The sequence below is a fragment of the bacterium genome, from assembly GCA_035529855.1.
GTDB lineage: Bacteria > RBG-13-66-14 > B26-G2 > WVWN01 > WVWN01 > WVWN01.
This window is the reverse complement of record DATKVX010000053.1, coordinates 1-10031: the sequence shown is the minus strand read 5'-3', so window position 1 is coordinate 10031 and position 10031 is coordinate 1. Positions and strand designations below refer to the sequence as shown.

The window sequence follows — 10031 nt, the reverse complement described above, 5'->3', positions numbered from 1 at the left end:
ACCGTGATCTGGTAGTCGCGGATGCCTCTCGCCTCGATGCGTTTACGCTCGGCTTCCTTCGTCTCGACGTCGAGTTTGTACTCGTATTCCTCGCTCTGCTGCTCGCGTTCTTTTTTTCGTTCGATCGCCGCCGTCACTACCTCCGGAAGGACGACGTTGCGGAGGTTGACCAGGACACAGGCGCAACCGTTTTTAGCCAACAGCGTATCCGCCAATTCGCGGATCTCCTCGCCGATCTGGGCACGTTTATCGGAATACAGCTGTTGGGCCGAATACCTCGCGCATACGTCGCGGATGGCGCGGCGGACCTCGGGGCGAACGTACTGGTACTCGAAATTATCGACGTTACCCCAAACCTTTTTATTCAAGATCCACGGCGTCTTTTCCGGCTGTATCCGGTACTGGATCGTTATGTCTAAGTCGACCTTCATGCCCTCTCGGGTAAGGACCGTAATAATATCCGTTGGGTCAACCTGTCCCGCCTTGGCCGTAACCCCCATCGTGTAAGCCCTTTCCTGCACGCTCATTTTTATGACTTCGGCTACGGGCCACTTGAAATGGAGGCCCGAGGCGTACACCGTCTCGCTTACGTCGCCGAATATTACCGGCACGCCGACGTGACCCGCCGGAATAACCACCAGCGACGAAAAGATAAGCAAAACCAAACCTAACACCAACGCCACCGTCGGCAGAATCCTGAAGCCGCCCTTCGCGCCGACCCATTTCCCCATCGCGAAAAGGACCACACCGCCGACGATTCCCAATATGGACAATACGAAGAGGAACATCCGATACCTCCTTATGGCGCGGGCGCATCAGCCGGCCCGCGGCGAGTTGGAACGTATCGCAACCGTAAAGCGCGCCCGACCCGAGGCTAAGGTACTTCACCCCTGCGGCCGGCCGCGCGGCTCGAGCGTACTTTGCCAAAAAAAGACAGGTCGTCGTCGCCCACCCGCCGCACGTCCAGTAGGGCAAGCGGCGCCGGGCCCGCGAAGCGCTCTTTTTTGAACGTCTTGGCTATTCCCAACGTATCCCCGCCGAAGCCGGGCCACGTCGCGAGTCCCTCGACGGCCCGAAACACCAGGCCGCGGCCGTACGGCGGGTCCAGGAAAACGACGTCGTAGGGGGTACTCGGCCGCGTAATATCGAAGTAGGTAAATACATCCTCGCTATACACGCGCGCCGCGTCGGCCAAACCCAAAGCTCGTAGGTTGTTCTCCAACGCGTCGACCAGGCCGGCGTCGCGTTCGACGAAAGAAACGCGCGCCGCACCCCGGCTAAGCGCCTCGACGCCGAAGACGCCCACGCCGGCGAACAAATCCAGCACCGCGGCACCGCGTACCGTTTCGCCGAGGTAGTTGAACAGCGACTGTTTTAGCCGGCCCGCCAGCGGGCGGTAGTGCTTCCCTTGGGGCGCCGCCAGGACGCGACCCCTTAAGAAACCCCCGCTTACCCGGAGCGACAAACGCCGTCACCACCCGTAGTGAAGTCGTTCGGCGAGAACGCGAGGCAAATCGGCTTTCAGAATCTTCCCGGCCGCGCCGTCGACGTCGTAATCCACCCGCACGAACTCCAGCCGCGGGTCGCCCGCGTCATACATTACGTAGCAAGCCCGGTAGTCGCCGTCGCGCGGTTGCCCGACGCTACCCACGTTGACCAACCACCTGGCGTCCTTACCGAAGTCTTCGGGCTTCGCCGCGGCCGGCCGGCCTCCCCGGTCCGAGACTACTACCGGTCGATGGTTGTGGCCGTAAAAAATAACGGCCGCGTCCGTCGCGCCGAACGCTTCTTTAGCGTCGCCGACTTTCGTTATATAATGGAATTCCTGGGGCCTTACGGGAGTGGAATGTACCAATAAGACGTCCCCTTCGGCCTCCGTCAAGGGCAGGTTTCGTAAGAAGGAACATGCCAACGACGAAATCTCGGCCGCCGTCCAAAGGGCCGCGACGCGCGCCACCTCGTTAAAATAATTGATGATACGGTGGCCGAAAGCCGCGGCGTCGTGGTTGCCCAGCACGACGTACCGTAATTTCCCCGCCAGCGACCCTATCGCTCCCGCGAGCTCTTCGTCGACCGCGGGCGGGGGCGCGGAACCGGCCAGCGCGCGAGTTATGTGCACGCAAATTTCGGGGTCGGCGCCGTAACCTACGACATCCCCCAGACACCACAACGCGTCTACGTCGCGGCGCCCCGCGATATCTAAAATAACGGCGCGGTACGCCTCCAAATTGCTATGAACGTCGGAAAATACGGCTATCTTCAAAGAGGTATTCGCCGTCCGGGAGGCGGCGTTTAATTAGCCTTAATTACGTAGCGCCGATAGACGTTATTTAGGACGCCGTTTACGAATTGGAACGAGCGCTTGGTCGAGCCGTACATCTTGGCGATCTCTATGGCTTCGTTGATGGAGGCCTTAGGAGGGACGTCGTCAAGGTATAACATTTCGGCCGTCGCCAAGCGGAGTAAATTCCGTTCGACGCGCGCTATGCGGTTGAGCTCCCAATTGTCCACCGATTGCTTAATAATATCGTCTATCTTCGGTTGGTGGTCGAGCACGGTTTTGACTAAAAGCGACGCGAAGAGCTCGACTTCGGTATCCGCGGGATGGTCTTGCCAAAACGCCGCGACCGTCGCCTCGCACGCTTCGGGGCGAACGAGCTCGAGTTGGTAAAGGAGCTTCAGTCCCAGCTCGCGAGCGATGCGCCGTTTACCCAAACTACTTCCCCTTACCTCCCAACTTACCGTAGAGGTCGACTAACTCGAGCGTCGCGAGCGCGGCCTCCCTTCCCTTGTTGCCGGCCTTCGAGCCCGCGCGCTCCACCGCTTGCTCCAACGTGTCCGTCGTCAAGACGCCGAAGACGACCGGCACCGCAGCCTCGAACGCTACCGCGGCGACCCCTTTGGCCACTTCGGCGGCGATGTATTGGAAGTGCGGCGTGTCGCCGCGAATGACGGCGCCCAGGCATATAACGCCGTCGAACCCTCCGGCCGAGGCCAGCCGCTTCGCTACCGGCGGAAGCTCGAACGAGCCGGGGCAATATACCACCGTTACGTCGTCCTCGGCCACCTCGTGACGCTTAAGCGTGTCGAGCGCGCCGTCCAAAAGGCGCCTGGTTACAAATTCGTTCGTCCGGCTGAGGGCAATCGCGAACTTCTTTCCTCGGCCCGATATTATGCCTTCGATAACCTTCGCCATTCCGGGACCTCCGCCGTTAGCGCGTTAAAATGCTTTAAAGGCCGATATGCAATGAATTCCCGGTCGCGTGAACGCCGGCCTTCATTTACCGTGCTTTCCGTTCTCCTCCGAATCCAGCTCGAGAATGTGGCCCATCTTGTCTTTCTTGGCCTTGAGGTAATCGTAGTTACGCTCGTGCGGTTCCGCCTGGAGCGGTATCCTCCGGACTATTTTCAAGCCGTAGGCCTCCAACCCCACCATTTTCGTGGGGTTGTTGGTCATCAATCGAATGGTGGTTAGGCCGAGGTCGGCCAGGATCTGGGCGCCGATGCCGTAGTGACGCTCGTCCGGCTTGAATCCCAAAAGGAGATTGGCGTCCACGGTATCGACGCCCTCGTCCTGTAAGATGTAAGTCTTAATTTTATTCAGAAGGCCAATGCCGCGGCCCTCCTGCCTCATATAAAGGAGTGCCCCCTCGCCTTCGTCGGCGATTTTCTCCAACGCCCGTTGGACCTGGTCGCCGCAGTCGCACCGCAGCGAGTGGAAGACGTCGCCCGTTAGGCATTGCGAGTGAACCCGAACCAGGACGTTCTCTTTGCCGGCGACTTCGCCCATCACCAGCGCCAGGTGGTGTTCATCGGGCGTGACGAGCGATTCGTATACGTGCATCGTAAATTCGCCGTACACCGTGGGCAGCGGAGCTTCAAGGATATCGCGGACCAGCTTCTCGTGGCGGCGCCGGTATTCGATAATGTCGCGGATGGTTACGATGCCTATGCCGTGCCGCCGCGCCACCTCGGCCAACGTCGGCATCCGCGCCATCGTGCCGTCCTCGTCCATTATCTCGCATAAAACGCCGACGGGCGAAAGGCCCGCGAGCCGCGCCATGTCCGCGACGGCCTCGGTATGGCCGGCGCGTTCCAGCACGCCCCCCGCCTTCGCGCGCAGCGGGAAAACGTGGCCCGGGCGGGCGAGGTGCTGCGGTTTCGTCGCCGGGTCGGCAAGTACCTTCACGGTCTTCGCGCGGTCGGCGGCGGATATGCCGGTGGTCGTGCCCTCGACGGCGTCGACGGAAACCGTGAACGGCGTCCCCATCAGGCCGGTGTTCTCGGACGTCATGGGCGGCAAGCCGAGCTCATTTGCGCGCTCCTCGGACATAGGCGTACATATCAGACCCCGGCCGTGAGTCGCCATGAAATTTATCACGTCCGGCGTGATCGTCTCCGCGGCCGTTATGAAGTCGCCCTCGTTCTCGCGGTCTTCGTCGTCGGTGCAGATGAGAACACCGCCGCCGCGGAATATCGCGATGGCCTCGTCGACGGCAAGAATCGGATTGCCGCCGTCTCGTTTATTTTTCACCGGCTTCATAAACTCGGCCTGATTACTCGCCGTAGCCCAATTCGGCCATCCGCTCGAGCGTCAAACCGCGCCCCGCGCTCGAGCCCAAGAATCGCTCCACGTACTTCGCGATCAAGTCGACCTCTACGTTTACGCGGTCGCCCGGGCGCCGGCGTTTCAACGTCGTATTTTCGTACGTGTGGGGGACGATCGCCGCCGAGAACGCGCCGTCGCCGACGTCCACCGCGGTTAGACTTATCCCGGCAACGGCGACGGACCCCTTCTCCACGACGTAGCGCCCTATTTCGGGCGGAACGGCGAACCGGAACAAGTACCCGTCGCCCGAAGGCTTTACCGCCGCGACCTTACCCACGCCGTCGACGTGCCCCTGGACGAAGTGGCCGCCGAGCCTGCCGTCCGCCGGCGTCGCGAGCTCGAGGTTGACGGCCTCGCCGGCTCTAAGTTCGCCCAAGGTCGTCGTCGCCGCCGTCTCCGCCGAGACGTCGGCTTCGAAGAATTCGGCGCCGGCCGCGGCCGCGGTCAAACACACCCCTTCGACGGCGACGCTGTCGCCGGGTGAGAGCGCTCGAGCCGTCTCGGGCCCTTTGATTCGTATCCGCCCGCCCGCGCCGCTCACGGCTACGCGCGCGACTTCGCCCACCTCTGATATTATCCCGGTAAACATCCGTCTTTATAACCCGCGCCCCGCGCCTTCGTTGTAAACACCGCGGACGCGCGGTACGCCGGCGAAGAGGTCGTCCACGTTCGTCAAATACCCCTCGACCATCACGTCGTCGCCCAACGAACGGCGCCTTACCTCGACGAGGTTCTTAACGTCCGCCAGGTACGCCACGCCCCGGCCGCCCACCGGCGACTTCGCCCGGGCGCCGCCGATTACCTTCGGCGCCACGAACGCCGCGACCCGGTCCACGAGGTCCCGGTCGAAAAAATCGCCCAACAATCTTTCGCCGCCCTCGACCAGCAAGCTCGTAATCCCGCGCGCCGCGAGCTCCCGAAGCAAATGGCTCAACGAAACGCGGCCTTCGTCTTCCTCGCACATTATAATCTCTACGCCCATCCGGGTCAACCGCGCGATGTCTAACTCGCGCGCTCGAGCGGTGCAAGCCACCCACACCGGGGGCCCGGGCGAGTCGTCGAACAGCCGCGCGCGCGACGGAAGGGCGGCGCGCGAAGAGACCACCAAACGCACCGGGCCGTCGGAAACGTCGCGGCCCCGGAGGCGCACCGTCAGCCGGGGGTCGTCCGCCTTCACGGTCCCGGCGCCGACGGCCACCGCGGCGTGTTCCCACCGCAGCCGGTGCGCCCGCCGGCGCGCGGCCGCTCCCGTTATCCACGCCGCCTCGCCCGTACGGGTGGCTATTTTTCCGTCCAGCGACGTCGCGAACTTAGCCGTTACCCAGGGTACGCCCGTCGTCACGGCCTTCGCGAAATCCTCGACCAGGTGCCGGCACTCCCGCCCGCGGACGCCGACCTTGACCTCCAACCCGGCTTCGGTTAAAAGCTCAGCGCCCTTGCCGGCCACCCGGGGATGGGGGTCGAGCGTTCCCAAAACGACCCTCTTCACGCCGGCGCGAACTACCGCCGGCGCGCACGGCGGCGTCTTGCCCTCGAAGGTACAAGGCTCGAGCGTTACGTAAAGCGTGGCGCCCCGCGCCGCCTCTCCCGCCGCCGCCAACGCGACCACCTCGGCGTGGGGCGCGCCCGCGCGCTCGTGGAAACCTTTACCCAAAACCCTATCGCCCGCCGCCACTACGGCGCCGACCGCCGGGTTCGGCGCGGTCCTACCCTTACGCAAGCGGCCGAGCTTAACAGCCTCGGCCATCATTCGCTCGTCGCGCGTTACAACCAATTGGTCCGCCGCGCCGTTAAAAATCGGGGCGCGGTTCCTCGGCCTTCCCCCCTCCCGAAGCGGCTTCGACGTCTTTTAAGGCCCAATCCGCGGCCTCGTGCATGTCGCAAAATTTCGTAGGTATGGTGCCTTGCAGGAATGATTCCGTAATAACGCGGGTGCATTTACTCATCGCCAACAACCCCGATTCCTCGCAAATGCGCGCGCTGACGATGCCCGGGGAGCTCTCGAACTTCGCGTCGCCGCGCTCGCCGAGCGCCTCGCCCATAAACTTCGACCATATAGGCACGGCGAACGTCTCGCCGGTCGCCGTGTGGCCCAGCGTTTCGTGGTCGTCGCGCCCTACCCAAACGCCCGCGACCAACCCTTCCGGAACGAAACCTATGAACCAGGTGTCCGCGGCGCCGTCGGTCGTCCCGGTCTTCCCGGCGCCTCGCCCCTTAAAACCGTAGCGCCTGGCCAACCCCGCCGTCCCCCGGTCGATGACGCCCTCCATCATATTTACCATGATAGCGCAGGTATCCTCCCCCACCACCACCTCGCGGCGTACGGGGAATTCTTCCAGCACGTTACCGTAGCGGTCCTCGACCCGCTTTATGGCGCGCGGTTCTACGTGAACGCCCATGTTGGCGAGCGTCGCGAAGCCGTCCACCATATCCATAACCGTAACGTCGCTCGAGCCCAAGGCCAGCGAGTAGACCGGGACCAGCTCGCTCTTTACGCCCATGCGGTGAGCGTAATCCGCTACGGTCTCTACCCCCACCTCGTCTATGACACGGGCCGCGACGATGTTTATCGATTGTTCGATGGCGTGCCTTATGGTCATAGGGCCGGAAGTCGAACGGCTGTAATTATGCGGCTGCCATACGACGCCGTCGGCCTCGATCCGAAACGGCGCGTCTAATATGACGTCCGCGGGGGTGAAGCCGTTGTCGATGGCCGCCGTGTACAGGAACGCCTTGAAGGACGACCCCGGCTGGCGCTTCGCCTGGACCGAACGGTTGAACTTCGACTCGTTGAAATCGGCGCCGCCGATCATCGCGAGGACGTCGCCGGTGGGACCGTCCATAACCAACATCGAGCACTGCAAGAACGGTTCTTGCTCAAAGGCCAGCAGCACTTTCTTCTTCTTGGTGTAAACGCCCACTACCTTGGCGGGTATCTCCTCGCCCACTTTGATGGCTTCCGCCGGTTTGAACGGGAACGACCATTCCGCCGGCGAGATGTCCATGGTGCCGTTTATGCCGCCGCCGAGGTCGCATATCGCGACCGCCTTGGTCATATCGGTTACCTTGACGTACCGGACCTGGCCCGTCTCCAACTTCTTGAACGTCAGGTTGGCGTCGTAGCGGGCGATCTTCTTGCCGTAGTTCTTCTCGAGGCGCGCCAGGCCCCAGGCCATCGTCTTATCCGCGATCCGCTGGTATTTTAAGTCCAACGTCGTATAGACGCGCAAACCCGCCCGGAATACCTGTTCCGAGCCGTACCGCCGGACCAGGATTCGACGCACGTACTCGGTGAAGTACGGCGCGTGGTCCGGGTCGCGCTTCACGGGCGCCACCGTTACGGGCGCGGCCCGGGCCTCTTCGTAGCGGCCGCGTTCGACGTAGCCGAGCTCGTACATCTTGTCCAGAACGGTATTGCGTCGCACGAGCGCCTCTTCCGGGTCGACGTACGGCGAAAACCTTCCCGGCGACCTCGGCAACCCCGCCAATATAGCGCACTCGGCCAGAGTTAACTCCTCGACGTGTTTGTCGAAATACACGCGCGCCGCGGCCTCAGCGCCGTACGCGTTATGGCCGTAATAAATCTGGTTCAAATAAAAATATAAAATCTCGTCCTTCGTGTAAGATTCCTCGATCTTGCCGGCGAGCAAGGCTTCCCGGATCTTCCGCTCCCACGTCCGCTCCAACGTGAGGAATAAGTTGCGGGCGAGCTGTTGCGTGATGGTTGAACCGCCTTGAACGATGTGTCGGGCTTTGACGTTGGCCCATACCGCCCGCAAAATCGCGACGTAGTCGACGCCGTGGTGCTCGTAGAACCGCTCGTCCTCAATGGCCAACGACGCGTTAATGAGGTCTTGCGGGAACGCGTTGTAGGGTTTGAGGTAACGCCTTTCGACCTGGAAAGAGGTTATTAAGCCGCCGCTGCGGTCGTATATCTTGGTGGGGAGCGCGGGCTCGTACGTCTCCAACCCCGAGACGGGCGGCAACCCTCGCGAGAGTACCGTCATTAGGCCGAAGCCGACGCCCACGGCGACGAGGGCGCTCCAGTAAAGGGCCCAAAACAACGTACGCGTTACGCGTGAGACGCGGGTTTTCTTCTTGACGCGTCGCGTACGCCGGCGGTCCAATTCCGGGAAATAATCTCTTGCCATACGTACTCCTATATTAACCTACATTCTACCATAATTACGTTTAGTTATCAACGCCACGGCCTTGTTCCCCTGGGGGGACAAGGGACATGGTACTCACCGGTTTCGGGTTCTACGAGGTCGAGTATGATAGGGGGCGGGGTAAAGAGGTGCCGGGAGAGGCCGGGCCGCAAGGACGAGGCGATCTGGAACGGGGACTGGTTCCCGCGGGAGCGGATGGGCCGCTCGAAGTTGTAGTAGGCGACGTAGGCGTTGGCCTTTGCCAGGAAGTCGCCGAGGCTGTGGAACCGTTCGCACTGATAGAACTCGTCCTGGACGGTGCGGTGGAACGCTTCGACGTCGGAGTTCCACGTCGGCGCCCGCGGCGGGATGCGCACGTGCTTAGCTCCCCATCCTTCTACCGCCGCGGTGAACGCCGAGGGCTTTTTCGCCTTCGCCTCCCCTACGAACTCCGACCCGTTATCCGTCTGGCACAAGCTGTTCTTTAGCTCCCCTCCGTACAACTTGAAGTGCCGCCCTACGTACCGCGCGAACGTCACCGCGTTCGTCAGCGAGGCCTCGTACCCGAACGCTACCACCACCATCCCCGTCCGCATGTCTCGCGCCGTATACTCGTACCGCGGCAACTCGTACGCCTTCAGCGCCTTGTAATATTCATCTATGTCCGTTAAGTGCTTCAGGTCGAACTGTACCTTCTCCAACGGCCCCAGCCGCTTCTTCTGCTCTCTCAGGTCTCGCTTCTGCCGCCACCGCTTCTTCCGCGGCTTATAGGCCCCATGCCGCTTCAATATATTATACACCGTCGGCGCCGAACACGCCAACTCGAACCGCTCCACCAACCGCCTACCTCCCCACGTCGGATACTGCTGCCTTAGCCGTACCACCAGCTTCTCTAACTTACGCGCCGTACGCCCGGGGCTATTCTTCGGCCGCCGGCTCCTATCTTCCAGCCCTTTAACCCCCTCCGCCCGGTAGCGGTCCCGCCACTTCCGCACCGTCTTCGCCGTCGTCCCATACGCCTCCGCCGTTCTCCTTACCCCCTGCGCCTCCGCATGCTGTACCATCTCTACCCGTAACGTAAATTTCCTTTGCTCTCCTCCACATATATCGTTATACTTTATTCGGGACATCGGTACGCCACCTCCGGATCTTGGCGAAAGTAGAGCTGTTTAACCAACTCAACTTTACCATATCCTGGTGGGTACCATGTCCCTTTACTCTACACCAATCGCAATCGGATGTTATAATTTAAAATATCCGCCTCGGACATATGC

Annotated in this window: 10 protein-coding genes; all 10 read right to left on the bottom strand. The window is 61.8% G+C overall.

Features of this window, described 5'->3' with window-relative positions; genetic code table 11:
* Positions 1–788, bottom strand: a 788-nt coding sequence (locus VMX79_05975; GenBank protein HUV86644.1) for a prohibitin family protein, incomplete at its 3' end; no start/stop codon positions are given.
* Positions 789–874: 86 nt separating this feature from the next.
* Positions 875–1465, bottom strand: a complete 591-nt coding sequence (rsmD, locus tag VMX79_05970) for a 16S rRNA (guanine(966)-N(2))-methyltransferase RsmD (GenBank protein HUV86643.1) — start codon at positions 1463–1465, stop codon at positions 875–877.
* A gap of 6 nt (positions 1466–1471) precedes the next feature.
* Positions 1472–2263 carry a metallophosphoesterase family protein gene (locus VMX79_05965; GenBank protein HUV86642.1) on the bottom strand — a complete coding sequence of 264 codons (792 nt, stop codon included), beginning with the start codon at positions 2261–2263 and terminating at the stop codon, positions 1472–1474.
* Between the two features lie 29 nt (positions 2264–2292).
* A complete protein-coding gene (nusB, locus tag VMX79_05960; protein HUV86641.1) occupies positions 2293–2715 on the bottom strand; it encodes a transcription antitermination factor NusB in 423 nt (140 codons plus the stop codon).
* Between the two features lies 1 nt (position 2716).
* Complete coding sequence (ribE, locus tag VMX79_05955) at positions 2717–3196, bottom strand: 6,7-dimethyl-8-ribityllumazine synthase (protein HUV86640.1); 480 nt, start codon at positions 3194–3196, stop codon at positions 2717–2719.
* 81 nt (positions 3197–3277) lie between these two features.
* Positions 3278–4534, bottom strand: a complete 1257-nt coding sequence (locus VMX79_05950) for a bifunctional 3,4-dihydroxy-2-butanone-4-phosphate synthase/GTP cyclohydrolase II (GenBank protein ID HUV86639.1) — start codon at positions 4532–4534, stop codon at positions 3278–3280.
* Positions 4535–4556: 22 nt separating this feature from the next.
* Positions 4557–5198 carry a riboflavin synthase gene (locus tag VMX79_05945; GenBank protein ID HUV86638.1) on the bottom strand — a complete coding sequence of 214 codons (642 nt, stop codon included), beginning with the start codon at positions 5196–5198 and terminating at the stop codon, positions 4557–4559.
* A gap of 6 nt (positions 5199–5204) precedes the next feature.
* A complete protein-coding gene (gene ribD / locus VMX79_05940; GenBank protein HUV86637.1) occupies positions 5205–6359 on the bottom strand; it encodes a bifunctional diaminohydroxyphosphoribosylaminopyrimidine deaminase/5-amino-6-(5-phosphoribosylamino)uracil reductase RibD in 1155 nt (384 codons plus the stop codon).
* 40 nt (positions 6360–6399) lie between these two features.
* Complete coding sequence (locus VMX79_05935; GenBank protein ID HUV86636.1) at positions 6400–8760, bottom strand: PBP1A family penicillin-binding protein; 2361 nt, start codon at positions 8758–8760, stop codon at positions 6400–6402.
* Positions 8761–8807: 47 nt separating this feature from the next.
* On the bottom strand, positions 8808–9821 hold the full coding sequence (locus VMX79_05930) for a helix-turn-helix domain-containing protein (GenBank protein HUV86635.1): 1014 nt from the start codon (positions 9819–9821) through the stop codon (positions 8808–8810).
* Between the last annotated feature and the right edge of the window lie 210 nt (positions 9822–10031).